Below are 23,444 nucleotides of genomic sequence, written 5' to 3'. Positions count from 1 at the left end.
CGACATGCACAACAAGTTCATGCTCCTGGACGTGCCCGGCCACGAGGAGCAGCGGCGCATCTACGTCACCTCCTCCAACCTCGACACGCCGGGCGCGGGCAGCGGCCGGCTGTGGCAGGCCGGGACCATCCTGTCGGCGCGGTCCGGCAGCGGGGCCTGGAGCGGGGAGCGCGCCCGGGGCCCCGGCCTCTTCGCCGCCTACGCCCGTTATTTCGAGATGCTCTGGGCCAGCCGGGAAGGGGAACCCAGGGCCGGCCAGACCGCCTTCCACGAGGTCCTTTCCCGCGAGCACCTGGCCGGGAAAGTCAACTGGATCGAGACCGCGCCCCGGGAAAACCCCGGGGCCGCGCCGCGCGAGGGCGTGGACGCGTTTTTCTTCCCCGTCCCCCGGTCCCATCCGTAGGAGGTTCCATGGCGAACCGTTTTCTCTTGCCCCTGGCCGTGCTGGTCCTGATCTGCGGCTGCCTGGCCGCGCCTGTTCGGGCGCAAGCGCAGCGCGGGCGCTCCGTCTACGACATGCGCGCCGAACGCCTGGGTCCGTTGCGCCTGGGCATGGCGGCGCGGGACGCGGCCAGGAACCTGCCTTGCCGTCCGGTCGTCGGCAGGGAGCGCCTCGAAGGGGCCACGGGCGAATACGTGCAGGAATGGCGTCTGCCCGACTGCGGCCTGACGATCAAGATGTCCGGCCCGCGCCGGAGCGGGCCCAAGACCGTGGCTGCGGTCACGGCCACGGCTCCGTGCCGGCTGGTCACCTCCCGGGGCGTCGGCGTCGGGGCGGACGAGGCGGCGGTGGCGGCCGCCTACGGCCGTTTCAAGGACGAGGACGGACTGTCCGCGCCGGGCCGGACCTTCCTCGTGGGTTCCATCTACGGCGGCCTGGTGTTTTCCTTGGCCGAAGGCCGCGTGACGCGCCTCTTCCTCGGGGCCGGGGCCGAGTGAAAAGCGCGGCGGCGAAGGAGGCCTGACATGGGACGGATCGTGCGATCGCTGCTGCTGTGGGCGGCCTTGTCGCTGACCCTGCCGGGCCTGGCCGGGGCCGTGGACGCCTCCCGTTTCGACGACCCGGTCCTGCCCGGGGACGGCCGCACCTTCCTGGCCCTGGTCCGTGCGGTTTTTCCGGGGATCGCCGAGGAAGACGGCGCCTTGGTCACGACCAGGGACCAGGTGCTGCGCCAACCCGGGACGAAGGAGCGCTTCACCCTGCCGGCCGGGGCGCGCCTGACCGGGGCCGAGGCCCTGGCCGTGCGCGGCGACGGGCAGGCGAACCTGGTCGTCTTGTGGAGCCTGGCGGCCGAGACCGAAAATCCCGGCGGCGGCGCGGCCGTGCTGGCCATCTTTCCGGGCGACGCCGACGTCCCCGCGGACGTGGCCAGCGTGGGCACGGACGTTTACTGCGACCTCGCCGACGGCCGGCTGCTGGCGCTCGGGCCGGACCATGCCTTTTTCATCCGCAACCACCACTTCAATTCCAACCAAAGCTACCTGGACACCGGCCTTTTCCACGTAACGGCCAGCCGGCTGCGGCGCGTCGCCCAGGTGATGACCCTGAGCGTCCGGGGCGCGTGCAACGCGGCCTTCGAGGAGCGCCTGGACTGGGAGACCTCGCCGCGTCCCGGAGCGGTCTATCCGGACGTCACGGCCGTGGTGCGGCTTTCGCCCGGTCCGGGCTGCCGCAAGGGGCCGGCGGGGCTGCCGACCGGGGCGCTGCGGGAAACCTACCGCCACGACCCGGCCTCGGGCCGCTTCACGGCCCGGGGCAAGGGCCTGGCGGCCCTGGACACCTTCAACGAAAGGAATTTCTGAGGGAAAGGGGAGGGCGCGCCGATCAGAAAAGCCAGATGTGGTCCAGCTCCGGGCCGCTGCGGCCCTCGGTGCGCCGCTCGCGCAGCACCTTGGCCGGTCGGCCGGCGGCCACCATGTTGTCCGGCACGTCGTGGGTGACCAGCGCCCCGGCGGCCACGATGGCCTGCCTGCCCACGGTCACGCCGGGCAGAAGCACCGCGCCGGAATAGATCTTGGCGTATTCGCCCACCGCGACCGGGGCATAGGTGCGCTCGATGTGCGAGGCCTCGCCGTGGGTGTGGGTGAAGATGCGCACGTCCTCGGCGATGGCCGCGCCGTCGCCCAGGCTCACGCCGCCCTTGGCGTCGATGTAGACGTTGCGGTTGACGAACACCCGCGAACCCACACGCAGAAGCGGCCCGAAGTTGAAGCGCAGGTTTTCCTCGGCCGTGAAGGCCTCGCCGCAGGCCCCGAACAGCCGCTTGGCGATGAGCCGCCGAAACGGGATGGCGAAGGGCACGACGAGGCACAGCGGCAGCTTGTCGAAGGCGTCCCACAGGAAGTGCAGGTGGCGCTGGGCCGGCGTGAACGGACAGTCCTCGGCCCGGGGCAGGGTCTCGGCGTACAGGCGCATGTGGCACAGCGTCTCCAGCGACATGCGCGGCGCGTCGAGGTCGGCCAGGACGTCCTGGAGCACCTCCGGATCGCCGAGGGCGTCCAGTCGTTCCTCGATGCGCGAGAGCAGGGCATGAAAGCAGGTGTTCATGGCGTCTCCCGGTCGTTTGGCCAGGGGCGCGGTCGCGCCGCCTCATGGAGAATCGTTTATCGCAGGCCCTCGCGGAGCGTCACCACCGTGAAGCCGGCGGCCTTGAGCTTCGTGGCCGCCAGCGGGCTCACCTCGCCCGAGACCACGAGCTTCCTGCTCTTGGCCTTGAGCGTGCCGGCGGAGGCGGCGATGGCCTGGGCGGTGTCGGCCATGGTCGGGGTCCAGGCCAGGTAGTCCAGGGGAAAGACCAGGACCAGGCCGCCCTGGGCGGTCATGGCGGCGACGTGCTTGCCGACCTTGACGAAGCGCGCCAGCTTGTCCGTGGTGGCGCTTACGTTGGCAAAAAGCTCGGCCTGCCGGGTGCGGAACCAGGCGATGTCGTCGTTGTCGGCCAGGATGCTCAGATTGATGAAGATGGTACGGTCCGCCGTCTGGGGCATGCGATCCAGGGCCAGGACGAGCCGGGTCTGCTCGATGGGGGTGTAGTGGACGTTTTCCACGAGCATGTCGGCCGTGTCGGACGTGGCTCCCATGGATTTCAGGCGCTCGCGGTTGGCCGCGAACAGGTCCTCGGGCGGGATGCTCACGTCCACGGGGCTTTGGGGCGCGCCGGTGCGGGAGAGCATGGTCAGGGCCGCGCCGCCGGGGATGGCGGCCGTGGCCGTGAACGAGCCGAAAAAGCCCGCCCCGGCCAGGCGCTTGAGGCTTTCCTGCAGGACCGGGTTTTTCGAGTAGGGGTCCACGCCGTAGGCCTTGGCGTATTCGCGCATGGCCCGGTTGTAGCCGAGCAGTTCGCCCACGGTTCCCTTGTCGTCGCTGGGACGCTGTTCCTTGGAGGAGGCGCTGGCCCGGGAGAAGGACTTGCCCACGCTGGACAGCGTCTCGCCGGGGCTGGTGATGAGGTTGAACACGCCCTTGACGGCGTTGACCCCGGACTGGCCGATGGACTTGCCGATCTCCGCGCCCTTGTTGACCTGGTCCATGGCCGCGGCGGCCTGCATCTCCTTGATGCGGGCATACAGGAGCGAGGTGGACTCCACGTGCAGGTCGCCCTTGGGCGTGTGCACGACGTAGGTGTTCATGTAGCCGTCGTTGACCACCTTGTCGTCCACGGAATAGTTGGAGCCGGACAGGATGTTCTCCGGCAGGAGGGCCTTGGCGGAAAAGACGGGCGGCGTTTCGGTCTGTTCCTGCTTGGGCGCGGCCGCGGCCACGGAGGGCAGCGCGGCGGCCAGGGCGAGAAGGAGCGGCATGAGGAACCGGAAGAGCATGGCGATCTCCAGGCGGGCATGGTTTACGGCCCCGCGGCCATCCGTGCATACGCGTCCGCCCGGTATTTGTCATGGCCGACTTTACAGTCGGCACGGCTTGGATTAGAGGGCCGCGAAATTGCGGGAGGCTTGCCGTGGACATCATCAAGGACCCTCAGGAATTGCGTGCGCGCTGCCGCGACTGGCTGCGCCGGGACGTCGTGACCGGACTCGTGCCCACCATGGGCTCGCTGCACGCCGGGCACGCCAGCCTCTTGCGCCTGGCCCGGGAGCGCGCCGAGCGCGTGGTGGCGAGCGTGTTCGTCAACCCCACCCAGTTCGGACCGGGCGAAGACCTCGCCGCCTATCCCCGCGACCTGGACCGCGACGCGGCCCTGGCGCGCGAGGCCGGCGTGGACGTGCTGTTCGCGCCCGCGCCCGAGGCCATGTACGCGCCCGAGGCGGCCACCTGGGTCGAGGTGCCCGAGCTTGCGGGATATTTGTGCGGCGCTTCGCGGCCGACCCACTTCCGGGGCGTGTGCACCGTGGTGTCCAAGCTTTTCCTGCTCGCCCAGCCGAGCCTGGCCGTGTTCGGGGAAAAGGACTGGCAGCAGTTGGCGATCCTGCGCCGCATGACGGCCGATCTGGGCTTTCCCGTGGAGATCGTGGGCGCGCCCATCGTGCGCGAGGCCGACGGCCTGGCCCTGTCCTCGCGAAACGTCTACCTGACGCGGCAGGAGCGGGCCGAAGCCCCCCACATCAATAAGGGACTGGCCCTGGCCGCCGCGCGCGTGGCGGCCGGGGAAAGGGACGCCGGGCGCATGCTGGCGGAGACCGCCGCCTATTTCGCCCGGGAAATGCCGTCCGCGACCCTGGACTATCTTGCCTGCGTGCATCCCCAGCGCCTTTATTCCCTGGACGTCATCGACGGGCCGGCGCTTTTCGCCACGGCGGTGAAGTTCTCCCGGGCGCGGCTGATCGACAACAGGCTGGCCGGCGTCACCGGATAGCCGGCATGGCGTCGCGGCTTTGCAACTTGCTTTTTGACGGCGCGCCGGCTATCGGACTAAATTTCAATCGTCGTCTACTGTCTTACTGTAATAAAACGCCATGTCCGCCGTGATCGGACCGCTGGCACACGGAGGATATCCTTTATGATCAATGCCAAGGGCCGGTACCTGTTCAGTTCCGAATCCGTGACCGAAGGGCACCCGGACAAGGTCGCCGATCAGATTTCCGACGGCATCCTGGACGCGATCCTGGCTCAGGACCCCGACGCCCACGTGGCTTGCGAGACCCTGGTCACCACCGGCCTGGCGTTCATCGCCGGCGAGATCACCACCAAGGCCTACGCCGACTTCCCCTCCATCGTGCGCGAGACGGTCAAGGAGATCGGCTACAACAGCTCGGCCATGGGCTTCGACTGGGAGACCTGCGCCGTCGTCTCCTCGGTGGACAAACAGTCCGTGGACATCGCCCAGGGCGTTTCCCGCGAGAAGCCCGAGGAGCAGGGCGCGGGCGACCAGGGCATGATGTTCGGCTTCGCCTGCACCGAGACCGAGACCCTCATGCCCGCCCCCATCTACTGGGCCCACAAGCTGTCGCGTCGGCTCTCCTATGTGCGCAAGAACAAGATCCTCGACTTCCTGCGCCCCGACGGCAAGACGCAGGTGGCCGTGGAGTACGTCGACGGCAAGCCGGTGCGCATCGACAACGTGGTGGTGGCCTGCCAGCACGACGAGAACATTTCCTACTCCGACCTCGTGGACGCGGTGCGCCAGGAAGTCATCTTCCATACCCTGCCCGAGTCCCTGGTGGACAAGAACACCAAAGTCTACATCAACACCACCGGCCGGTTCGTCATCGGCGGTCCCATGGGCGACTGCGGCCTGACCGGTCGCAAGATCATCCAGGACACCTACGGCGGCATGGGCAACCATGGCGGCGGCGCGTTCTCGGGCAAGGACCCGTCCAAGGTGGACCGCTCGGGCGCGTACATGGCCCGGTACGTGGCGAAAAACCTGGTGGCCAGCGGCGCGGCCAGCCGTTGCGAAGTCCAGATCGCCTACTGCATCGGCGTGGCCGAGCCCCTGTCGGTGCTGGTCACCTCCATGGGTTCGAGCGACATCCCCGACGAGCAGCTGACCAAGGCCGTGCGCGAGGTCTTCGATCTGCGCCCCTATTACATCTCCAAGCGTCTGGACCTCAAGCGCCCCATCTACAAGCCGACCTCCTGCTACGGCCACTTCGGCCGGGAGCGCCCCGAGTTCACCTGGGAACGCACCGACGCCGCCGCCGACATCAAGACGGCGCTCAAGCTGTAATTCCCTTCGCCGCGCCGGCGGCGTCCGGGCGCGCCCCGGACGCCGCCGGCCGGCGCGAGCCCATCCCATGCTGCGCCGCCTGTCCGAATCCATCGACCGGTTCGTTTCCGGCAAGGAGGCGGCGGCCCGCCATGATTTCGTGGCCGTGTGCCGGCGCTGGGCCGAGATCGTGGGGCCGGAGACGGCGGAATTGGTGCGCCCGCTGGGGCATCGCCGCCGGGATCTGCTCCTTGGCGCGGACGACCCGGTAGTCATGCAGGAGATGCATTTCGCCGCGCCGGAAATTTTGTCGCTGGTCAATGCCGCGTTGGGGCACGAAGCCTTTGACAGAGTGCGGTTCGACTTGCTAGGAGACCAAGTTTCCTTGGATGCGCTGCGGGCCGCGCCTCCCCGTTTTTCCACGCCGCCGGCGAAAAGGCCGGAGAATCTGGGCGGACAGTTGGGGAGGTTCGATCCGGCGACGCCGGTCGGGCGTTGCTATGCGAAGTATGTCGCGTATTTCGAGGCCGGGCCGCAGCCGTCCGGCAAGGTTCGCCGTGGCGGCCGCAAGAAGGCGGGCTAGGCGGCTGAAGACGGCGTAACGATACATTTCTCGTGGAGGCGAATATGAGCGAAGGTTTGCAGCTTGATCTGAAGAAGCCGCTGGACAAGATGACGGCCAAGGAACTTCGTGATCTGGTGCTGAAGCAGATTCCGCAGATCACGGGCGCTTCTGGCCTGGGCAAGGAAGAGCTGCTCGTGCAGATCAAGGAAGTGCTGGGCATCGGCGGCGAGGAAGGCCCGAAGGTCTCTCCGTACAAGACGAAGATTTTGTCCATGAAGGGCAAGATGCGCGAACTGCGCGCCAAGCGCGCCGAGGCTTCCGGCGACGGCAGCCGCAAGCAGAAGGAAATTCTGCGTCGTCAGGTCAACAAGCTCAAGAAGCGGACGCGGCGTCTGGCCAAGGCGTCCTGATTTCCGGGACCGCCAAGAAAGTTCTTGACGGTCCTCCGAATTTTCTGTAAAGAGATTGGCTCTTGATCCTGCTGGGGGATCGTCTAGCGGCAGGACTATGGACTCTGACTCCATCAACCTAGGTTCGAATCCTAGTCCCCCAGCCAAGTTGCAATCTGCGTCCCCATCGTCTAGCCTGGTCCAGGACATCGGCCTTTCACGCCGGTAACAGGGGTTCAAATCCCCTTGGGGACGCCAAGCAAATCCAAGGTTGATCTACGGACGCCGTAAATTTCGCCGTAAATCACCTTCCCATAGCCCTCCAGGTTGCAGCCGGGAGGGCTATTTTTTTACCTCAGACAGATGGTCAATCTGCGGTTTCGAGAAGACGGCCTCGACCGCCTTGCGCAGCTTCTCAGGGTCCAGGCCCAACCTCTTCAGGTATCGTTCCGTGGTCCCCGCGTTCTTGTGTCTGAGCATGGCTTGAATCACGCTGACCGGCTGGCCAGCATGGTACATCATTACCGCTGACAGATGCCGGATAGCGTGGAACCCGAACGGCTTGACGCAAGCCCGCTTGCAGAGCCTGGCCATGTAATGCTGCCGGCTCGTGAAGTCGTCTCCCTCAACCGTGGTGAAGACGGTCATGGAGCGGGGGCCTTTCCTCCTGTGCTCGGCCATGGCCTGCCGAAGTTCCGGCGTCATGGGGATGGCCGCATACTCCATTCCCCCGGTGGCTGTCTTACGTGTCCCGAGCCGGATGGTCCCATTCGCCAAGTCGATGTCCGGCCACGTCAGGCGAAAAAGCTCCCCGCGGCGCGCACCGGTATGGAGGGCCGTAAGAAGGAAGACGCGATCCTCAGGGCCAGCGGCTGCCATGGCCTTGTCAAAATCGGCCGGCGTCGGAACGTAACGCCCCTTTTCATCGTGGGAAAAACGGTCAACCGCCAAGAACGGGTTTTTCTCGTTGAAGGCGAGGTACTTCCTTCCCCAATGCCATGCGGCTGCAAGGTTCTTCCTGTCCTTGTTCGCCGCGTTTCCGCTTCTGGACTTGGCCCTGTTTCGCAAAGCGTCCAGGATTTTTTTCATGGGTATTTCTTCGACAGGAGTGTCTTTTTCGACAAAGCGAATCAAGTTGCGGAAGGCGAAGCGTTTTTCTTCATACGTCTTTTTTGAAAAGCGCTCCTGTGCATAGGAGAGGTATGCGTTACACCACTCCAAGCACGTTATGCACGTCTGGCGTGCGTCCCATACTTCCTCGGTTTGGGCGGCTTCCCATGTGAGAGCTTCCCTTTTTGTTGCACACGTTTTTTCCTTCCTCTTGCCGTTTATCATACGGGTTGCTTTCCACTTCCCGTTCTTCAATGGATAGGGCATTGGATGGCTCCAGAATCTCGTTTATCCGTTTTTCAGAGAACATCAGGCGTCCGCCGGCAACAAGCTGGACCCCTCCAAGCTTCCGCTTCAGCCTGTAGACCGTGTTGATGTGCATGCCAAGCTTTTCGGCTACCTGAGCGGCGGTCATCATCACGCCCACCCGTTCCTTTCGACGATCAGCAGATAGATCGCCATGCCGTCATCTTCCGCCTTCCCTTGGTCCTCGCACTGGCTCATGAAGCGACGCGTCAGCGTCTCCCATGTCATACCCAGATACCGCCAGCAGGCCCGCAGGCCATCCGGATGCCACGTGCAGATGACGTCATGGATCAGCGCGTCCAGGCAGATGAGCCACGCGGCCCAGGTGTCCACGGTCGCACATTTTCCAATGACCGACTTACGAGCCTCATCCACGGCCGCTGACTCGACATCGGCCCGGCGCAGGATGGCGGCGGAAAGCGGCTTTCCTTTGCCGTCAGGAACCCACACGCCATCCACCAGCTTTTGCGCCGGCGCTCCCGTGCTCTCCCAGCAGCGCATGGACCAGCGGCGGATTTTGCGCAGGTGATCCATGGCCCCAGGCTCATGGGCAAAGACCTGCTCAAGCTGCATCAGGGCGATTTCGACGCAGGTCAACTTGATCTGGACGGTGCCGCGTTCGTGGGCGGCCTGCTGACGCAGGGATTTGGGTGGGTAGGTCATGGACGTGCCTCCATCAACATCGATTCGATCAGCATATCCGGCCGGCATTGGGGCGAACGCGGCAAAACACGGCGCGCCATGGCCTGCACATCCATCGCCCGATGGCAAATCATGGCCAACTGCTGCGCTGCCTCCAGCGGATCGGCCAGGATGTCTTCAAACCGCAGCACCAGCGGCTCACCGTGGAGTGCCTGGCGTAGCGCCGCCAACGCACGGGGGCGGTCCTTCTCGCCAGCCCGAGCGATCCGTTTGACGTCACGAGGCTTGACCGGGATTCCAGCCACGCCGCGCAGGAATTTGACCGTGCTCCTGGCCTGCTGCATTAGATTTCTGTCGAGCCAGACGGCCCGGTATTTTGGCCCAACCGGGATGGGATCAAGATGCGGATTAAGCAGCTTAACAGCCTTGCCGTCGAGGCGCGGAATCATGGGCAGCGTGATCGGATTGCAATCCATGTCCTCATAGGCTGGATGCTCGCCAACCACCGGCATGCCGCCGGCCGCCAGCATCTGCATGACCATGGATGATCCACAGCGCCCGAAACCGCAGACGAGAATGACAACCATGGGCCTACCTCTTCCCGCAGAACGGACACTTCCTGAACCCGTGCACCGTCCCGCAGGCCTTGCAGGCGTGCTTTGCGCACCGTCCACCGTGGGGTCCGCCACCCATTTTGACCGAGTTGATGCGCTGGAAGTTCTTCTGCTTGGGCTTCTTCGCCGGGTCTTTCATGCTCTCCTCCATTTTTCTTGACGGTGGCCGGATTCGAACCGGCTTTGCCTGATTCAGCCGGGAAGCAGGAAGCTGGGCTAGTCGCAAGGACCTCGCTCCCCCGCTGATGAAATCCCCACAGGTCTTGAGGCCGTTCGCGCTGTGCTTTTCAACTCGCGCATCAGCGTGTTCCCACCACGCCGCACCGTCTCTCCCCTTCGCCTCATTTCCTGGCCCTCGCGGGACAGGCCAGGTTGGAGACGGGGGGCTAGATAAGCCCCCGGTCCATGGCCAGCCACTCGGGCATGGTGACGGTGATGAGGTCGCCGCAGGCCGCGTCCTCGGGCCATTCAATCTGGCTTTGGGGAAGGCTGACCTCCTCGCCGTCGTACTCGACGATGATGGCCGCCCCGGCCTCGCGCCGGAACTCCAGGTCCTCCACTTCAATCATGTCGTTTCGTCCCATGGCCTACGCCGCCTTCAAGCCCTTGACGGCCCACTGGAGCACGAAGCCGAGCATTGGCCAGATGCGGTCTTTGATGCGCTCGGTGGCGATGCTGACGCCGAGAGCGTGGTCGTAGTTGGCCGGATCGACACAGCTCGAAACTTCGTACTGGCGGAATCCGGTCAGAGTTTCCGCCGTAACGATGGTGGTCTTCTCGTCAAGCTGACTGTCCGTGATCTTGCCGATGAAGGCGTCAACGTCATTCTGGACGATCTTGTTGTTGTGGCCGTCCTCAAGGCAGAAGTAAGCGGCCTCAAACACGTCCTTGGGCGACCAGGAAATGTAGCCGTCCGAATACTTGACCGCGTAGCCGGGTTTTCCGTCCTTTTCCTGTTCCCAGGCCGTCACCATCTTCACGCCGAGGTAGGTCTTTGTCATATCAGCTCCTTTTTTATTCCCAGTTTTGGTCTTGGATTATTCCAAGTGGTACCAATGGTTACGCCGCTTTCTGTGTTTCCTTCCCGGCCAGCCGGACCTTCACCTTGTTGTCGCCCTCGCCCAGGGTGATTTCCTTCACCCCCTTAGCGCGCAGGAGAGCCCCGAAGGCTTCGCCGTCCGCCTTGCCGAACATCTCCGCCAGCGGATCGGGCTCCGGTTCCTGGAGCTTGAGTTGGAAGGCCGCCGCCGACTCGCGCCGCGTGACCACGGTGCCGTCCGAAGCCAGCGTCAGCCGGCCGCCTGTGGGCTGGGCCGGCATCTCGGGGCTGACCTCCCCGGTGATGATCATGGAATCGTAGTCGGTGGGGTCCGGGGAGCAGGTCAGGACCGTCTTCACCTTGCCTTTGTACTTATCCATGAGCCGGGATTTCATGTCGTAAGCCACCGTCTGAATCCCGTTGGCGATAGCCGACACGGTCATGCCTTTGTCGATCTCGATGAGAACCAAGAGGTCCTTGGCTTTACAGTGCAGGTCCGGGGGCAGATTGGCCCGCTTGAGGTCGTCCAGGAGTTCGCCCATCTCGTCGGCATAGGCGGTAACCTCATCGGTGAGCTCGGCAATGCGGGCCAGAAGACCGTCACGGTCCCGGGCGCGTTCGGCCCGGTCCATGACGGACTCGTGCCAGTAGGCCAGGGCCACGTCCTGCTCATAGGGGATCGTGGTCATGACGCCGGCGGCGAACGTGGCCAGGGACAGGTCCTGGGCTGGCTCCTGGGGGGCGTCAGTAACCGCGGCTTCGACCGGGGCAGGCGAGGACTTGGTGGGGACGGTCCCGCCATCGGCCAGCTTGCGGGACTTGGCCTTCGTCGGCACGGAGTGCAGCGGCGGGGCCTTGGCTGTTTCTGTGGTGGGCAGGGTCTCGGGCATGGGAAATATCCTCCTTGAGTTGTTGGCTTGGATGCCGGCCGGGCTGAGGGATTCCCGGCCGGTTCCAAACCCCGACCGCCGGGGTGCGGTCGAGTGGGGTTATGGCCGTGGTGATCGTCCGTTGACGCCGTAGATCAGGGATTCCAGGGCTTCGCGCACGTTGCGTTCCAGTCGGCCTATGGCGGCGTCTATGCCGGTTTGATCCGTTATGACCGGGGCTTCAAAGTCACGGACATAAACCGTCATCTGCCGGCCGCTTCGCGTGGTGGTCTCGAGATTGATGCTGACGCCCATCTTGACGCCCGGGAGAATCATGATGTCTGAGGTGCTCATAGCTACTCCTGCCCGTCCGTGGATGGGCACAGTCCCATCTGACCGCAGGCGGCGCACTCCACGGCGAGGCGCACGACGTTGCCCGTGTTCGGGCACTCGACGGTTTCGGGGAGGTCCTGGGGTGTCTCGGCGGGCTGCTCCTGGTCGGCGGAATCAGCATCGGCCTCGGGATCGGGGACCACGCCAGCGGCGGACAGGGCGTCGGCCGCCAACTTCTTGGCCTGCTCGCATTGGGTGTGGCTCCAGTCCTTGGAGTAAACCCCGAAGTCTTTTTCGATGGCGGCGAGGTCCAGGCCCGCGTCCACAACCGCCTTCGCGGCCCCTTCCCGCATGGAGGCCGTGGCCCGGGGCTTCTTCTGGCCGTTGCCGTTCGCGGCCGGCTGCTTTGTCTGCCAGGTCTCGAAGGCGGCCCAAAAGCTGTCGAAATTGGCAATGGCCTGGGCCTTCACGTCATCAACCGGGCACTTGTTCATGCTGGCCGTGGCCACGGTGAAGCGGGACAGCGCGCCCATGTCCGCGCCGCGTGCTTGGGCCAGCCGGTCGAACTCGGAAACATCAACGGGTGAGGCCGTTACGTCGTATGTGGTGCCCTCGAACTCTTCCCTGTCGGCATCCAGGACTTCCACGACCTCCCGGCTGACCGGAAGCCGCTTCGCCAGCCGCTTGGTAACGGTCTTGATGGCCATTTGGTCCCACCACGTCTTCCAGGGACCATTCTGCGCCGCCGAAACGGCCCTGACTTTCTCGATGTCTTCGACGGTCATTACCTCGCGCTCGCGGTAACCGTCCTTGAAGATGGCGATGGCATAGACGGCAATGGGTTCTCCTCGGTCCTTGAGGACGGGCCGATGCTCCAGACGCTCGTTGTCGCCGAGCTCGTAGACGAAGTGATCATTTTCGTAGACGACGTGCGCCGGGATGCCGTTGAACAGTCCCGTGGCCATGAGCTTTTTGCGCACGCCGCCAATCATCGGCATGTATTGGGGCTGCCCCTTGTAGACCACGAAGGCGGCTTCCCGCTTGTCAGGCATCAAGCCATCCTGGGCGCACTTCATGGCGGCCGCGATCATGGATCGTTGACCCTGATCGGTGTTTAGATGCGGCATCAACGTCGGTTCGGACTGCACGGCCGTCATGACGACGCGGGTAAACGTCTCGGGAGTGACACCCTTGGGAAGGACGAGGGCGAATTCGCCTTCCATTTTCTTCAGGGTGCCCCTGAAGACATCGATGGACGTGGTGGCCATGACCTATCTCCTGAATCTGGTTTCGGTGTGCTCGAAGATGCGAACGCCGGGGATGTTCCGCGCGCCGTCCTTGACCGCCTGCCTGATCCTGGTTTCGCACGGCATCAGGTATTCTCGGGGAATGGCCGCATCGTCCTGGACTTCGAAACGCCATTCCGTGTGCTGGTAGGACGTCCCTTCCGCCGTGCGCACGGGACCGGAAGCCTTGGGCACGACAGGGGCTTCGATCTTGACCGGCTCCACATTGGCGGCCTTGGCCTCGGCATCCAGCTTGGCCTGGAGCTCGGCCGTCTGCCGGCGCGCCTCTTCCTCGACCTTACGCCGCTCCAATTCCTTGCGTTGCTGGTAGTCCCCGATCTTCCGCTTGAGGCCGTATTCGATGGCGGCCAGCTTTTCGCCGAAGCTTTTGGCCAGGGCGTTGATGCCGCGCACGTACTCGTTGGGATCGGCCACGAATGCCTTGCGTGCCTTCTCGATGGCACCCCCCAGCTTCTTGGCCTGCAGACCCATTTCGATGGCCAGCGTGTTGGTTTCGTCGGATTCGATGACAACAGCCGCAGCTTTGGTCTGCATGGCTTCGATCTCGGCCGTATACGGTGCGAGGGCCGCTTTGACCGGAGTCATGTCGTAGGGGTTGGCCTGGGCCGGCGCTGTCGTCGGCATCTCGAAGACAGCCGGAGCAGTCGGCGGCATGCCGGGGGTCGGTTCGCGGAGCGCCGCGCCGAAATCGATAGCAGTCATGTTCAGTTTCCTCCCTTGAAGTATTTCCAGCAGGCCAGGGCGTTGCGGAAGACCGCGAAGTCATGCGCCACCGTAGCCGTGGACTCGTTGACGATGGGGCGGCCCCCGTCTTTCTTGAGGCGCACGGACATCACCCGGCGCACGTCGAGGCCGCGCTTGACAGCCAGTTCCCGGTAAGCGGCAAGCTGTGGCCGCCAAGATTTGGATTTTGCCAGGGGGGTCTTGAAGTCGATGACGGCAAGGGATGCGTCACCCTGGAGACGACAAATCAGGTCAGGATGGCCCATATAGCCGTAATCATGGTCGGCAAGCTCTCCCTCGCAAAGGGCAACGTCAGCCACGATGGGCAACCATTTCTCGAAGGAATCCAGATAGCCCCTGATCTCGGCTGGCACCGGGAAGGACCAAAGTCCGATCAGCCGGCAGGCACAGGCCTGGTGCACGAGCGTTCCCCGCTCTGCCGCATTCGCCAGGACCTCTTCCGGGACGCGACTGAAGTCTGACCACGGGGAAAGGATCGTGGTCACGCTCGGGAGGTCCTGCGGACAACTCATGCCCTTGCCTCCAAACCAAGCGCCCTGGCCGCGATGCGGTTGCCCATGTCCATGGACACCCGGCGAACAACCCTGACAGCTAGTTCCGGGTGCGTGGCGAAAATCCCCGTGCGCTCCAGGTCGCCCGATCGCATGGCGTCAATGGCACGCGTCACGTGGGGATGACGATGGTCGATGGAGAGGGTGGTCATCGCCGTTCCCCCACGCATGCCTTCGTCAGCGCCTGCCGAGAAATCCCTTCAATCTCCACGGCCAGGGACCGACCGGAGGGGAGCTTCCCCCCGTCCGCAATGGACGCGCAGATGGCGTTGATGCGGCCCATGGCCTCGTGCAGATACCAGACGCGGCGCACCAGTTCCGGGTTCTCGCTGCCGTCCGTGGCGTTGAGCACCTGCCGGATGTCGGAAAGGATGTTGTAGGCCCCGCTCTCGACCCTGGCGAAGTCTGCCGTGAACTGCTCCGATTCCAGCGGCCGCCATTCCATGCGATAGTCCACGCCGCGCGCCGGGAGCTTCCCGTGTTCGCGCTGAAAATCGTCACGCCAATGCTTGAAATACGCTTCCGCCTCGGGCTCATCGGGGAACGTCGCCACGGGCTGGAATACGCCGGCCGCCACGTGCTGCGAGAAAATGACAGCCTGATCCGGGGTGATGTTTTGCGGTTCCATGACCTACCTCCACACGCGCGGCTCGACCGCCGCACTCGCAATTTCCGTGTGCCGTTCGACGGCGCGCCAATGGCCAAGCTGCAGCGGAGCGAATAGGGAGATGAGGAAGATGGCGGCCAGTGCCAGAACTACGACCTTGGCCACGTCTTTGATGTCGTGCCAGCCAAGCGGCGGGAATTCGGTGGGCATATCGTGGTAGCACATGGCCTTTCCTCCTGGCCGCCGCCATGTCCCGATGGATTCAGGCGGCGGCCGTGTTTCGCGTCTTCTCCAGCTACGCGACGGCCTCCATGAGCATGCGCAGCATCTCTTCCGTGAGGCCGCGGCTGGCCCCCGCCTGGGCGACCGCCTGACGGACGTCGCAGTCATCGTCGGCGGCCAGGGCCACCAGGGTCTCGGCCGGGATGTCGGTACGGCTGGCCCCCGCCTGGGCGACCGCCTGACGGACGTCGCAGTCATCGTCGGCGGCCAGGGCCACCAGGGTCTCGGCCGGGATGTCGGTACGGCTGGCCAACGCCTGGGCGACCGCCTGACGGACGCGCCAGTCAGGGGAGGCGGCCAGGGCCACCAGGGTCTCGGCCGGGATGTCGGTACGGCTGGCCAACGCCTGGGCGACCGCCTGACGGACGTCGCAGTCATCGTCGGCGGCCAGGGCCACCAGGGTCTCGGCCGGGATGTCGGTACGGCTGGCCCCCGCCTGGGCGACCGCCTGACGGACGCGCCAGTCAGGGGAGGCGGCGGCGGAAACAAGGTCTTCCGGCGGCAGTTTCGACGTGTCTCCGCCCAGCGTCAGGACGGCCGCAAAGCGCATTTTGAGGTTGATCTTCATCGTGTCTCCTGTGGTTGGTGTCCGTTGTAAGCCTGGAAATTTTCGAAATTTCGCCCTCGCATCGTGTCCGCCTCCTCCCTGGTCCCGGTGACTGCCCCTTTGGGGCTCCGTTGCCGGGCCGCGAACGTTCCAGGGTTCGGCGGTGTCTCGCGGTGTGGGCTCGTTGAGGGGGATAATAGCTAAATGGCTAGAGACGTCAAGCAAGCCCAAGCCGTTTAGCTATAGAAGGCTCCAAAAAAAAATCCCCGCCGGAGCGGGGACGTTGGAAAGCGAATAACAAGGCAGCTATTTAGCCAGGGTTGCCAGTAACTCGTCAGCTGAGCGGTAAATCGCGTGGCAGGAGCATTCTATCATAGCGTTGGCGACCGAATGCGCTGTGTCCCCCGCCTGTCGAAAATCTGTCCGAAGCCCCAGGATAGGCAATCCCCGGGCGTAGGCGTAACCGATCTCCCAAGCTGTTCCGTCGTCCACCTGAGTGCCGTCCAGCAGGGAAATTACGTGAGTGGCCTCATGGATCGCATCGCGGCACCCCTCGAAAATGTACTGCTTGGCCTTAGGGCCGAGCATGGCCAGGTGGTCAGACTCGAACAGATCGCCCGGCCAGGTCACCGTGACGCCTGGAAGCTGACGCAGGCGGTCACGGAGCGCGGCGAGGTAGGCGCGTTCGGCGTGAGTGAACAGGGGGCCGGCAAGGTAGATATGGCGTTTCATCGCAATTTTATAGCGGATTGGTCAGAAAAATGGAAGGCGCGTGATCAGTAGTTTTTCGAGTGTTCCCGGTGCTTCTGCCAGTTATTTGTGTAGAGCTTGGCCAGCCTCTGGTCCCGGATGATCAACAGATTTTCCGCGTTCTTCTCTTCGGCGGCGCGGGTGAAATTGAATGATCCCGTTACCACCACATTCCCATCCAAGACCATAACTTTGTTGTGCGCGATGGCATGATCTGCGTCGATCCAGACGGGAATACCCTCGTTTCGCAGAAAGGTCGCGCCGGTATATCGCTCGGATCGCTGCGACTTATCCAGGATCGCGATTACCTTCACCCCGCGCCGGGCCGCGTCAACCAAGGCTTTGGCAATGGGCACACTCGTGAAGCTGTAGGCCTGGACATAGATTGACTCCTTAGCCTGTCCGATGGCGTCCACGATGGCCTGTTGCCCTCCGCCCTTGGGCGAAAAGTAAACCTGGGCCGGGGCGTCTTTGATGGTAAGGTCGTAAGCCTGAACAGGAAGTGCCACTAGTATGAGAAAAAGCGGGAAAAGGAAGTTGCGAGATACTATCATCAGAATGGAGACAAAAATTTCTTGATTGCTTTCGAAATTTCCATAGAGGCTCCAACTCCATCATACAGTTTACAATAATATTCAATAGACGCAGGTTCAAAGAAATATTCAACCCTCGATCTACAATCCTCATATCCGACAAGCCACGACAAAAAAATTGCAATTACAAAATACTTGATTGATTTTGAAAAGAATTTTTGTTTTGCTTTGTCTATCTCCCTGGACATCGCCGCTAATGATTTTGGATCCATCCACGTAAGGTATCTTTCTAACTTATAATCGTAAGCTATATTTATTGCATCTTTCGAGTCAAAAGACCCGTCCCTATAATCGTCTCTCCACTTACTTTCATCAGGGATGTATCTTTCTTTTTTGAATATTTTTATAATTCTTTCCCAGCCCATATCACCCTCCCAATAACTTCAAATCCGTCTTCATCCCCCGGAAAAACTTCCACATCGTTGTAGGAAGTTTCTCTGTTATCTCCCAAGAATAACTGCTTCCCAACACCGCGCCGGTATCTCTTCACAAAAATTTCATCACCCTTACGAATGACGTAGACCTTTCCTTCACGCAACTCTTTCCCTTGGCCGCCTTCATCGACTAAAACGACGTCGCCGTTGGAAATGGTCGGGCTCATGGAATCCCCGGCCACAAACATCACTCGAAGACGCTCCGGGCTGGTCCTGGTCTTTGAGCCCAACCAGTCGCGACGAAACGCCAAAGACCCTTCGGTTTTTCCACTGGTTTCCAATGATCCGCCACCAGCCGATGGTTTGGCTTCGGCGATCTGGATGAAAGCGTACTCGTCGCCAGTCGCTGCGTTTTTTTGAGTTACGACCAACCCAGCGGCATCGGCCAACCTCCCCAACGAACTGAGCCAACTGGTCTTTTCGCCACGCAAAATCCTTCCCAAATTGGTAGGATCATATTCCGCCGCCTTGGCCATCTTCTGATTAACGCCACCAAAACGCGAATCACGCGCGGCCTTCAGCTCGTCAAGAAAGTTTTCAACAAATCCCATGGCTGAAGTATGCATATTGTGTAGCTCTTTGGCTATGGCTGTTTGGCTTATTCTTTCTTGACGAGCATAGCTAATTAGCTATGATGACCTCATGAACCTTACCGAAGACCTCACCACTTTTTTTCAGGAAACGGGCTGGTCGGCTTGCCGCCTTGCCAGAGAGGCCGGGATCAAAAGCGTTCAAGCCATAACGCGAGTCCAGAAGGGTGAACGCCAAGGGATGCATTCCAAAAACCTCGAAAAGCTCTGGCCATTCCTCTACGGAGACCGACGCCCAGCCCCCCTTCCCGCCGCCCCTCAACCCGACCAGTCAGGAGCCGCCTGATGTCCCCTGTTTGCGCTCCCAACGGCTGGTTGATGGCGGCGTGGACCTTGTGCGCCATCTACCTGGGGTTTCTCCTTGGGCTTCTGGCGGGGGCGATATTTTGGAGGCGTCAGCCGTGAATATCCCCGCAATCCCCCACTGGCAGGGCCATCCTGTACTGGATTCCGCCCGGCCACCGCTCCAACGCCATCCTCTCAGCATCCTGGCAGACCGCGGCATAGGTGGTCCCGACCGGCCGGCGGAATCGCCGGAACATGGCCAGGGCCTTGTCCACGACCACCATGGTTACCAGCAATCCGTCAGCGTCCTGTTCGACGGACACATGCAGCATTTTCACGGAGCCTCCCATGCTGAACTGGTTTAAGCGCAAGCCCGAGCCGGACGCGGCGTCCACTCTTCCGGAGCCCATCGCCCGCTATGCGGTGCGAGGCGGTACCGAAAGCATCACCCTTAACGCTCTGGACATGGAACTTGTGGCCCATTTGAACCGCCGGGCCGCGGCTGCCGGCGTCCCCTTGTCCGTGTTCTGCAAGAACCTGCTGCTCCAGGGGCTTGCCGCCAACGAAGCGTCCCTGAACGCGGGGATATGGAAGGCGTTTAAGCTGCTTTCCGAACCACGTGAAACCTTCTGAAAATTGAGGAAATCACCATGACGACGCGTTCACCGTCTTGTCCTCAATCCGCCCCGATCCCCGACACGGCCCTGTGCCGGGCGAACCTTGATATCGAGGCGATTCCTTGTCTGCATTGTGGTGTTGGGGAGTGGCAGGGCCAGCTTGTGGCGGCGAGGAGGAAGGAAGCGGTCAGGGCCAGGAAGGCGCATTAATGATTCAATCCCCCATAGAAATAAGGGAAATCACCCACTTCCATCTGTTCTGTGGCTTGGGCGGTGGTGCGAAGGGGTTCAACAAGGGCCGGGCAGCCATCGGAAATATGCGCGCCCGTTTCCGGTGCCTCGGCGGTATCGACGTGTCCCCGGCGGCCATCGCCGATTTCGAGCGGCTGTCCGGTGTGCCCGGCACGTGTCTGGACCTGATGGACCGGGGCCAGTTTCGGGATTTCCACGGTCGGGAGCCCGGGCCGGACTGGCGCGAGGCCGGGCCCGACGACATCCGGCGCGCAGCGGGAAATGAGCGGCCGCACATCGTTTTTCTTTCGGCCCCCTGCAAGGGATTCTCCGGCCTGCTCTCCGAAACAAAAAGCCAGTCCGGCCGGTATCAGGCCCTCAACCGCCTGACCGTGCGCGGCGTGTGGCTCATGCTCGAAGCGTGGAGCGATGACCCGCCCGAGCTCGTGCTTTTTGAGAACGTCCCCCGTATCGCGACCCGGGGCCGCCACCTCCTCGACCAGATAGGCGCGCTCCTGCGGCATTACGGCTATGCCGTGGCCGAGACCACGCACGATTGCGGCGAGCTCGGCGGACTGGCCCAAAGCCGCAAGCGGTTCCTGCTGGTTGCCCGGCACCGGGAGAAAGTGCCGCCGTTCCTGTATCAGCCGGACCGGAGGCCGCTGCGGGCCGTGGGCGACGTCCTGGGCCGGATGCCCTTGCCCGGGGCGGCGGTGGCCGGCCCCATGCACCGGATGCCGGCGTTGCAATGGAAGACGTGGGTGAGGCTGGCGTTTGTCGAGGCCGGGTCCGATTGGCGGTCCCTGTCGAAGCTGCGGGTCCAGGACGGCGTGTTGGCGGATTACGGGATTGTGCCGGACCGGAGCTATCAGGACGGCGTCCTCGGCGTGTTGCCCTGGGCGGCGACAGCCGGGACCGTCACCGGTAACGCTGGCCCGACCTGCGGCCGGTATTCCGTGGCAGACCCTCGAGCCTGCCGCGAAATGCGAGGAGACTTCCTCGGGGTCATCCCGTTTGAATCACCGGCAGGCACAGTAACCAGCCGGGGGACTCCGACCAACGGCCGCTTTTCTGTCGCTGACCCCCGTTGCGCCCTAGGCCACGAGTATAGCCAGTATGGCGTCTTGCCCTGGTCCGAGTCCATGGGGGCCGTGTCCGGACAGAGCGCTCCGGGCGGGGGACGCTACGCCGTTGCCGATCCCCGGGTAAGCGGGGTCCGGCACAACAACGTGTTTCGCGTGGTTCGTTTCGACGAAACCTCTCCGGCTGTGACCGGCGGGGGCGGACCTTCTGCCGGTGGACTCGTCGTCGCCGATCCTCGTGGCCAGGAGATGCGCAAAGGGGCGTTTGGCGTCCGCACGTGGACCGATCCCACCGGAGCGGTCATCGGCGAGTCCATGCCCAGCAACGGGGCCTTTGCGGTGGCTGACCCGCGTGTCTGGCGCGAGGGCCGGGAACACTATGTCGGCGGTGGCCACTACGGCGTCACGACTTGGGACGGGCCGAGCGCGGCCGTTATTGGCCATGCCAAGCATGATCGCGGTCCCTGGTCCGTGGCCGATACCCGAACTTGCGAAATTTCGCAAACTGACCCGATTGGCCTGCCTGCCCCGGCCGACCGCCTGGTTGCCGTGATACGCGCCCTCGATGGGACGTGGCACAGGCCGTTTACGAATTTGGAGTTGGCCGCCCTGCAGGGGCTGGTCGACCCCGAGGAAAGCCTCGAGCTCGACGGCCTGTCGGATCAGGCCTGGAGAGAAAGAATTGGAAACGCCGTTCCTCCCCCGGCGGCCGCAGCCATCGCCGGGGTGATGGGGACCACGCTTTTGCTGGCCTGGTCCGGAGAGACGTTTTCGATGAGCTCCACCCCCGTGTGGGTGGCTCCGGTGGCGGCGGCGCTGGCCGTGGAGACCATCTCATGACCGACCAATTCGCCCTTGTCACCATCTGCCGCCGCGCCCTCGATACCTGGGGGGCTGAGGCCCAGATTGACCAGTGCATCGAAGAATGCGCCGAACTGACCGTTGAGCTCCAGCATCGCAAGCGTGGCCGGCCTGAGCATGTGGCGGAAGAGATTGCTGACGCGATCATCGTTCTGCACCAGATGCGGCTGCTCATCGGCGTGGAAGCCGTGGACACGATGGTGTGCGAGAAGCTGGCTCGGCTCGAAAAACGGTTGGAAGGGGCAGAGGGGTAAGTATGGCCCGGTATCGCAAGGTTGATCCCCGCATCTGGAACGATGCCAAGTTTTCATCGCTGACCGATGCCGGGAAACTCGTCTTTTTCTTCCTGCTCACGCACCCAAACATGACTGCCCTTGGGGCAATGCGCCACTCCATCCCTGGAATGGCGGCGGAACTTCAATGGGAACTGGAAGCCTTCCGCAAAGCCTTTCTGGAAGCCTGCTCGAAGGGCATGGCCAAGCACGACGAAAAGGCTTCGTTCGTGTGGCTTCCGAACTTCCTCAAATACAATCGCCCCGAGTCTCCGAATGTAGTCAAATCATGGGCCGACAGCCTTGAATTGCTCCCTGAGTGTGGTCTTGTTGTTGAACTTATTCAGCATGTTAACTGTTTATTGAAAGACATGCCGAAAGCCTTTGCCGAAGCCTTACCGAAGACCTTCCGTAAGACTATGCCTAATCAGGAGCAGGAGCAGGAGCAGGAACAGGATTTAAGAGAACCTCCCTCTGACGAGGGAGGTTTGTCGGCAAGCCCGCCCTCCGGCGGCCTCACCGACACCCCCGTGCAGATTGAACCCGAGACAGGCCAGGGACAGGCCAGGGAAGATAGCGCTCCAAAACGGGCACGGGTTGACGACTGCCCTCACCGGGAAATCATCGAGCTTTTTCACGAGACCCTTCCGGAACTCCCCCGAGTCGAGTCCTGGGCCGCAGACAATCAGGCCCAACTCAAGTCTCGCTGGCGAGAAGACGGGACAAGGCAAAGCCTTGCGTGGTGGGGCGCGTTTTTCCAACGCGTCAAAGCCAGCGATTTCCTTTGTGGGCAAGTGGCCGGAAGGGAAGGACGCCCTTTCTTCGCCACCCTCTCGTGGCTCGTGAAACGGGCCAACCTCGGGAAAGTCCTCAACGGACAGTATGACAATCGCGGACCGCGCACGGGGTCATCCCTGGGGAACCGCAACGCCATGGCCGCGCAGATGGCTATTGCGAATAGGAGGCAGCATGCAGGATCGTGATTTTGAGCCCTTCGTGGCCATTATGCTTGGCCTGGCCGACAACTTCGGGGCCGAGCTTTCGGCGAACGGACTGGAAATGCGCTTTGAGGCCATGAAGGCTTTTTCCTTGGACCAAGTGCGTCAGGCGTCCATGGCCATCCTTGCCACGCGGAAGTTTCAAAAAATGCCGACCGTGGCCGAGTTTTTGGAACACTTGCAGGGCGGGTCCTGCGACGACAAGGCCGAGGTCGAGGCTGGAAAGGTCATCCGGGCCATTGAGCAACATGGCGGCTACACGTCCGTCGCCTTCGACGATCCGGTCACGCAGGCGGTTATTGCCCAGGGCTTTGGCGGATGGGCCAAGATGTGTGAGGAGTTGAGCGCCGCCGAAGAGAAATGGTTTCGCAAGGACTTCGCCAAGATGTATGCCGCCTACGCTCGGCAGCGCGTCGAGGTCTTTGGCCACCTGCCAGGGCGCTTTGAGCTGATGGCGGCGGCTGACAATTCCCGGTTCGGACCTCCAGCCCTTGTCGGGGACAAGGCCAAGGCCGCGGCTATCGCGTCAGGGGGTGTGTCCATGCTGCACCGGGAGGAGCCGTTATCCATCGGGGACGGTCTGGCCCGCATGATGCCTTCGCCGGAGAAAGTCCGGCAATGACCCGCCCCTGCGACAAACACCCTGGCATCCGCTGCGCCTTTGGCGGTGTCTGCCGGGGCAAGCTGTACTGGGAGGGGAAAGCCGTGAAGCCCTTGCCGCTTTC

General features: G+C 63.1%; 33 protein-coding genes, 2 tRNA genes and 1 pseudogene. 14 read left to right on the top strand and 22 right to left on the bottom strand.

The window, feature by feature from the left end:
- From Q1K70_RS06725 to Q1K70_RS06715, 3 genes and pseudogenes are all read left to right on the top strand, one after another.
- Positions 1-403 (top strand): annotated as a pseudogene (locus tag Q1K70_RS06725) (hypothetical protein); the annotation flags it as partial.
- 8 nt (positions 404-411) lie between these two features.
- Positions 412-939 (top strand): hypothetical protein, encoded by a 528-nt coding sequence (locus tag Q1K70_RS06720; RefSeq protein WP_300157156.1) that lies wholly within the window; start codon positions 412-414, stop codon positions 937-939.
- A gap of 27 nt (positions 940-966) precedes the next feature.
- Complete coding sequence (locus tag Q1K70_RS06715; protein WP_300157154.1) at positions 967-1,803, top strand: hypothetical protein; 837 nt, start codon at positions 967-969, stop codon at positions 1,801-1,803.
- Between the two features lie 22 nt (positions 1,804-1,825).
- Here the strand turns inward: Q1K70_RS06715 and Q1K70_RS06710 are convergent, their stop codons facing one another.
- Positions 1,826-2,548, bottom strand: a complete 723-nt coding sequence (locus Q1K70_RS06710) for an acyltransferase (RefSeq protein ID WP_300157152.1) — start codon at positions 2,546-2,548, stop codon at positions 1,826-1,828.
- 56 nt (positions 2,549-2,604) lie between these two features.
- Positions 2,605-3,819: a hypothetical protein gene (locus Q1K70_RS06705; protein ID WP_300157150.1), complete on the bottom strand. Its 1,215-nt coding sequence runs from the start codon at positions 3,817-3,819 to the stop codon at positions 2,605-2,607.
- A 134-nt stretch (positions 3,820-3,953) separates the two neighbouring features.
- Between Q1K70_RS06705 and panC the strand changes: the two genes are divergently transcribed.
- From panC to Q1K70_RS06675, 6 genes are all read left to right on the top strand, one after another.
- Complete coding sequence (panC, locus tag Q1K70_RS06700) at positions 3,954-4,808, top strand: pantoate--beta-alanine ligase (protein ID WP_300157148.1); 855 nt, start codon at positions 3,954-3,956, stop codon at positions 4,806-4,808.
- 144 nt (positions 4,809-4,952) lie between these two features.
- Positions 4,953-6,122, top strand: a complete 1,170-nt coding sequence (gene metK, locus Q1K70_RS06695) for a methionine adenosyltransferase (protein WP_300157146.1) — start codon at positions 4,953-4,955, stop codon at positions 6,120-6,122.
- Between the two features lie 67 nt (positions 6,123-6,189).
- A complete protein-coding gene (locus Q1K70_RS06690) occupies positions 6,190-6,684 on the top strand; it encodes a DUF721 domain-containing protein (protein WP_300157145.1) in 495 nt (164 codons plus the stop codon).
- A 44-nt stretch (positions 6,685-6,728) separates the two neighbouring features.
- Positions 6,729-7,076: a hypothetical protein gene (locus Q1K70_RS06685; RefSeq protein ID WP_300157143.1), complete on the top strand. Its 348-nt coding sequence runs from the start codon at positions 6,729-6,731 to the stop codon at positions 7,074-7,076.
- 72 nt (positions 7,077-7,148) lie between these two features.
- Positions 7,149-7,222: transfer RNA gene (locus Q1K70_RS06680), tRNA-Gln, on the top strand.
- A 13-nt stretch (positions 7,223-7,235) separates the two neighbouring features.
- Positions 7,236-7,313, top strand: a tRNA-Glu gene (locus tag Q1K70_RS06675).
- An 84-nt stretch (positions 7,314-7,397) separates the two neighbouring features.
- Here the strand turns inward: Q1K70_RS06675 and Q1K70_RS06670 are convergent.
- The 20 genes from Q1K70_RS06670 to Q1K70_RS06575 all read right to left on the bottom strand — a co-directional run bounded on the left by Q1K70_RS06670 (position 7,398) and on the right by Q1K70_RS06575 (position 18,996).
- Positions 7,398-8,276 carry a site-specific integrase gene (locus tag Q1K70_RS06670; RefSeq protein ID WP_300157141.1) on the bottom strand — a complete coding sequence of 293 codons (879 nt, stop codon included), beginning with the start codon at positions 8,274-8,276 and terminating at the stop codon, positions 7,398-7,400.
- Entirely contained in the window at positions 8,263-8,586 is a 324-nt protein-coding gene (locus Q1K70_RS06665; RefSeq protein WP_300157139.1) for a helix-turn-helix domain-containing protein, read from the bottom strand. Before Q1K70_RS06665 ends, Q1K70_RS06670 begins: the two co-directional genes overlap by 14 nt.
- A complete protein-coding gene (locus Q1K70_RS06660; protein WP_300157137.1) occupies positions 8,583-9,134 on the bottom strand; it encodes a hypothetical protein in 552 nt (183 codons plus the stop codon). Before Q1K70_RS06660 ends, Q1K70_RS06665 begins: the two co-directional genes overlap by 4 nt.
- On the bottom strand, positions 9,131-9,655 hold the full coding sequence (locus Q1K70_RS06655; RefSeq protein ID WP_300157135.1) for a hypothetical protein: 525 nt from the start codon (positions 9,653-9,655) through the stop codon (positions 9,131-9,133). The genes Q1K70_RS06660 and Q1K70_RS06655 overlap by 4 nt, the downstream gene beginning before the upstream one ends.
- A gap of 458 nt (positions 9,656-10,113) precedes the next feature.
- Entirely contained in the window at positions 10,114-10,311 is a 198-nt protein-coding gene (locus tag Q1K70_RS06650) for a hypothetical protein (RefSeq protein WP_300157133.1), read from the bottom strand.
- Positions 10,312-10,314: 3 nt separating this feature from the next.
- Positions 10,315-10,728, bottom strand: coding sequence for a Gp49 family protein (locus Q1K70_RS06645; protein ID WP_300157131.1), 414 nt, complete (start codon positions 10,726-10,728; stop codon positions 10,315-10,317).
- A gap of 58 nt (positions 10,729-10,786) precedes the next feature.
- Positions 10,787-11,656: a hypothetical protein gene (locus Q1K70_RS06640; protein ID WP_300157129.1), complete on the bottom strand. Its 870-nt coding sequence runs from the start codon at positions 11,654-11,656 to the stop codon at positions 10,787-10,789.
- Between the two features lie 99 nt (positions 11,657-11,755).
- Positions 11,756-11,989, bottom strand: a complete 234-nt coding sequence (locus tag Q1K70_RS06635; protein WP_300157127.1) for a hypothetical protein — start codon at positions 11,987-11,989, stop codon at positions 11,756-11,758.
- 2 nt (positions 11,990-11,991) lie between these two features.
- Positions 11,992-13,236, bottom strand: a complete 1,245-nt coding sequence (locus tag Q1K70_RS06630) for a recombinase RecT (protein ID WP_300157125.1) — start codon at positions 13,234-13,236, stop codon at positions 11,992-11,994.
- A 3-nt stretch (positions 13,237-13,239) separates the two neighbouring features.
- A complete protein-coding gene (locus Q1K70_RS06625; protein ID WP_300157123.1) occupies positions 13,240-13,977 on the bottom strand; it encodes a hypothetical protein in 738 nt (245 codons plus the stop codon).
- 2 nt (positions 13,978-13,979) lie between these two features.
- Positions 13,980-14,504, bottom strand: coding sequence for a hypothetical protein (locus Q1K70_RS06620; protein WP_300157121.1), 525 nt, complete (start codon positions 14,502-14,504; stop codon positions 13,980-13,982).
- Between the two features lie 23 nt (positions 14,505-14,527).
- Positions 14,528-14,722 carry a hypothetical protein gene (locus Q1K70_RS06615; RefSeq protein ID WP_300157119.1) on the bottom strand — a complete coding sequence of 65 codons (195 nt, stop codon included), beginning with the start codon at positions 14,720-14,722 and terminating at the stop codon, positions 14,528-14,530.
- Positions 14,719-15,198, bottom strand: a complete 480-nt coding sequence (locus tag Q1K70_RS06610) for a hypothetical protein (protein ID WP_300157116.1) — start codon at positions 15,196-15,198, stop codon at positions 14,719-14,721. The genes Q1K70_RS06615 and Q1K70_RS06610 overlap by 4 nt, the downstream gene beginning before the upstream one ends.
- 3 nt (positions 15,199-15,201) lie before the next feature.
- A complete protein-coding gene (locus Q1K70_RS06605) occupies positions 15,202-15,402 on the bottom strand; it encodes a hypothetical protein (protein ID WP_300157114.1) in 201 nt (66 codons plus the stop codon).
- 70 nt (positions 15,403-15,472) lie between these two features.
- Positions 15,473-16,027, bottom strand: a complete 555-nt coding sequence (locus Q1K70_RS06600) for a HEAT repeat domain-containing protein (protein WP_300157112.1) — start codon at positions 16,025-16,027, stop codon at positions 15,473-15,475.
- Between the two features lie 285 nt (positions 16,028-16,312).
- Positions 16,313-16,738, bottom strand: a complete 426-nt coding sequence (locus tag Q1K70_RS06595; RefSeq protein WP_300157110.1) for a nucleoside 2-deoxyribosyltransferase — start codon at positions 16,736-16,738, stop codon at positions 16,313-16,315.
- A gap of 44 nt (positions 16,739-16,782) precedes the next feature.
- A complete protein-coding gene (locus tag Q1K70_RS06590) occupies positions 16,783-17,172 on the bottom strand; it encodes a phospholipase D family protein (protein ID WP_300157108.1) in 390 nt (129 codons plus the stop codon).
- Positions 17,173-17,309: 137 nt separating this feature from the next.
- Positions 17,310-17,714: a hypothetical protein gene (locus Q1K70_RS06585; protein WP_300157106.1), complete on the bottom strand. Its 405-nt coding sequence runs from the start codon at positions 17,712-17,714 to the stop codon at positions 17,310-17,312.
- Positions 17,693-18,349: a S24 family peptidase gene (locus Q1K70_RS06580; protein ID WP_300157104.1), complete on the bottom strand. Its 657-nt coding sequence runs from the start codon at positions 18,347-18,349 to the stop codon at positions 17,693-17,695. The genes Q1K70_RS06585 and Q1K70_RS06580 overlap by 22 nt, the downstream gene beginning before the upstream one ends.
- Before the next feature lie 419 nt (positions 18,350-18,768).
- A complete protein-coding gene (locus tag Q1K70_RS06575) occupies positions 18,769-18,996 on the bottom strand; it encodes a hypothetical protein (protein ID WP_300157102.1) in 228 nt (75 codons plus the stop codon).
- A 10-nt stretch (positions 18,997-19,006) separates the two neighbouring features.
- Here Q1K70_RS06575 and Q1K70_RS06570 point away from each other — a divergent pair, with 10 nt between their 5' ends.
- The 5 genes from Q1K70_RS06570 (at position 19,007) to Q1K70_RS06550 (ending at position 23,341) form a co-directional block, all read left to right on the top strand.
- Positions 19,007-19,291 (top strand): hypothetical protein, encoded by a 285-nt coding sequence (locus Q1K70_RS06570; protein ID WP_300157100.1) that lies wholly within the window; start codon positions 19,007-19,009, stop codon positions 19,289-19,291.
- 193 nt (positions 19,292-19,484) lie between these two features.
- Entirely contained in the window at positions 19,485-21,428 is a 1,944-nt protein-coding gene (locus tag Q1K70_RS06565) for a DNA cytosine methyltransferase (protein ID WP_300157098.1), read from the top strand.
- Positions 21,425-21,703: a hypothetical protein gene (locus Q1K70_RS06560; RefSeq protein ID WP_300157096.1), complete on the top strand. Its 279-nt coding sequence runs from the start codon at positions 21,425-21,427 to the stop codon at positions 21,701-21,703. The genes Q1K70_RS06565 and Q1K70_RS06560 overlap by 4 nt, the downstream gene beginning before the upstream one ends.
- A gap of 2 nt (positions 21,704-21,705) precedes the next feature.
- Entirely contained in the window at positions 21,706-22,704 is a 999-nt protein-coding gene (locus Q1K70_RS06555) for a hypothetical protein (RefSeq protein ID WP_300157094.1), read from the top strand.
- The gene (locus tag Q1K70_RS06550; RefSeq protein ID WP_300157092.1) at positions 22,691-23,341 is read left to right on the top strand and encodes a DUF6475 domain-containing protein; all 651 of its coding nucleotides are present in this window, start codon (positions 22,691-22,693) and stop codon (positions 23,339-23,341) included. Before Q1K70_RS06555 ends, Q1K70_RS06550 begins: the two co-directional genes overlap by 14 nt.
- The last annotated feature ends 103 nt before the right edge of the window (positions 23,342-23,444 follow it).

It is taken from the genome of Solidesulfovibrio sp. (assembly GCF_029978005.1).
Classification (GTDB): Bacteria; Desulfobacterota; Desulfovibrionia; order Desulfovibrionales; family Desulfovibrionaceae; genus Solidesulfovibrio.
Note: the sequence above shows the minus strand (reverse complement) of the source record. Positions and strands in the feature narration are given on the sequence as shown.

What these genes read in the sequence shown, in the direction of transcription:
- Q1K70_RS06710 (WP_300157152.1), bottom strand. Translation starts at nt 2,548, where the DNA reads ATGAACACCTGCTTTCATGCCCTGCTCTCGCGCATCGAGGAACGACTG.
- Q1K70_RS06560 (WP_300157096.1), top strand. Translation starts at nt 21,425, where the DNA reads ATGACCGACCAATTCGCCCTTGTCACCATCTGCCGCCGCGCCCTCGAT.
- Q1K70_RS06585 (WP_300157106.1), bottom strand. Translation starts at nt 17,714, where the DNA reads ATGGGCTGGGAAAGAATTATAAAAATATTCAAAAAAGAAAGATACATC.
- Q1K70_RS06720 (WP_300157156.1), top strand. Translation starts at nt 412, where the DNA reads ATGGCGAACCGTTTTCTCTTGCCCCTGGCCGTGCTGGTCCTGATCTGC.
- Q1K70_RS06650 (WP_300157133.1), bottom strand. Translation starts at nt 10,311, where the DNA reads ATGGGACGAAACGACATGATTGAAGTGGAGGACCTGGAGTTCCGGCGC.
- Q1K70_RS06630 (WP_300157125.1), bottom strand. Translation starts at nt 13,236, where the DNA reads ATGGCCACCACGTCCATCGATGTCTTCAGGGGCACCCTGAAGAAAATG.
- Q1K70_RS06550 (WP_300157092.1), top strand. Translation starts at nt 22,691, where the DNA reads ATGCAGGATCGTGATTTTGAGCCCTTCGTGGCCATTATGCTTGGCCTG.
- Q1K70_RS06690 (WP_300157145.1), top strand. Translation starts at nt 6,190, where the DNA reads ATGCTGCGCCGCCTGTCCGAATCCATCGACCGGTTCGTTTCCGGCAAG.
- Q1K70_RS06625 (WP_300157123.1), bottom strand. Translation starts at nt 13,977, where the DNA reads ATGACTGCTATCGATTTCGGCGCGGCGCTCCGCGAACCGACCCCCGGC.
- Q1K70_RS06640 (WP_300157129.1), bottom strand. Translation starts at nt 11,656, where the DNA reads ATGCCCGAGACCCTGCCCACCACAGAAACAGCCAAGGCCCCGCCGCTG.
- Q1K70_RS06685 (WP_300157143.1), top strand. Translation starts at nt 6,729, where the DNA reads ATGAGCGAAGGTTTGCAGCTTGATCTGAAGAAGCCGCTGGACAAGATG.
- Q1K70_RS06610 (WP_300157116.1), bottom strand. Translation starts at nt 15,198, where the DNA reads ATGGAACCGCAAAACATCACCCCGGATCAGGCTGTCATTTTCTCGCAG.
- Q1K70_RS06660 (WP_300157137.1), bottom strand. Translation starts at nt 9,134, where the DNA reads ATGACCTACCCACCCAAATCCCTGCGTCAGCAGGCCGCCCACGAACGC.
- Q1K70_RS06705 (WP_300157150.1), bottom strand. Translation starts at nt 3,819, where the DNA reads ATGCTCTTCCGGTTCCTCATGCCGCTCCTTCTCGCCCTGGCCGCCGCG.
- Q1K70_RS06555 (WP_300157094.1), top strand. Translation starts at nt 21,706, where the DNA reads ATGGCCCGGTATCGCAAGGTTGATCCCCGCATCTGGAACGATGCCAAG.
- metK (WP_300157146.1), top strand. Translation starts at nt 4,953, where the DNA reads ATGATCAATGCCAAGGGCCGGTACCTGTTCAGTTCCGAATCCGTGACC.
- Q1K70_RS06570 (WP_300157100.1), top strand. Translation starts at nt 19,007, where the DNA reads ATGCTGAACTGGTTTAAGCGCAAGCCCGAGCCGGACGCGGCGTCCACT.
- Q1K70_RS06595 (WP_300157110.1), bottom strand. Translation starts at nt 16,738, where the DNA reads ATGAAACGCCATATCTACCTTGCCGGCCCCCTGTTCACTCACGCCGAA.
- Q1K70_RS06715 (WP_300157154.1), top strand. Translation starts at nt 967, where the DNA reads ATGGGACGGATCGTGCGATCGCTGCTGCTGTGGGCGGCCTTGTCGCTG.
- Q1K70_RS06655 (WP_300157135.1), bottom strand. Translation starts at nt 9,655, where the DNA reads ATGGTCATGCAGATGCTGGCGGCCGGCGGCATGCCGGTGGTTGGCGAG.
- Q1K70_RS06580 (WP_300157104.1), bottom strand. Translation starts at nt 18,349, where the DNA reads ATGCATACTTCAGCCATGGGATTTGTTGAAAACTTTCTTGACGAGCTG.
- Q1K70_RS06615 (WP_300157119.1), bottom strand. Translation starts at nt 14,722, where the DNA reads ATGACCACCCTCTCCATCGACCATCGTCATCCCCACGTGACGCGTGCC.
- Q1K70_RS06605 (WP_300157114.1), bottom strand. Translation starts at nt 15,402, where the DNA reads ATGTGCTACCACGATATGCCCACCGAATTCCCGCCGCTTGGCTGGCAC.
- Q1K70_RS06565 (WP_300157098.1), top strand. Translation starts at nt 19,485, where the DNA reads ATGATTCAATCCCCCATAGAAATAAGGGAAATCACCCACTTCCATCTG.
- Q1K70_RS06645 (WP_300157131.1), bottom strand. Translation starts at nt 10,728, where the DNA reads ATGACAAAGACCTACCTCGGCGTGAAGATGGTGACGGCCTGGGAACAG.
- Q1K70_RS06600 (WP_300157112.1), bottom strand. Translation starts at nt 16,027, where the DNA reads ATGAAGATCAACCTCAAAATGCGCTTTGCGGCCGTCCTGACGCTGGGC.
- Q1K70_RS06635 (WP_300157127.1), bottom strand. Translation starts at nt 11,989, where the DNA reads ATGAGCACCTCAGACATCATGATTCTCCCGGGCGTCAAGATGGGCGTC.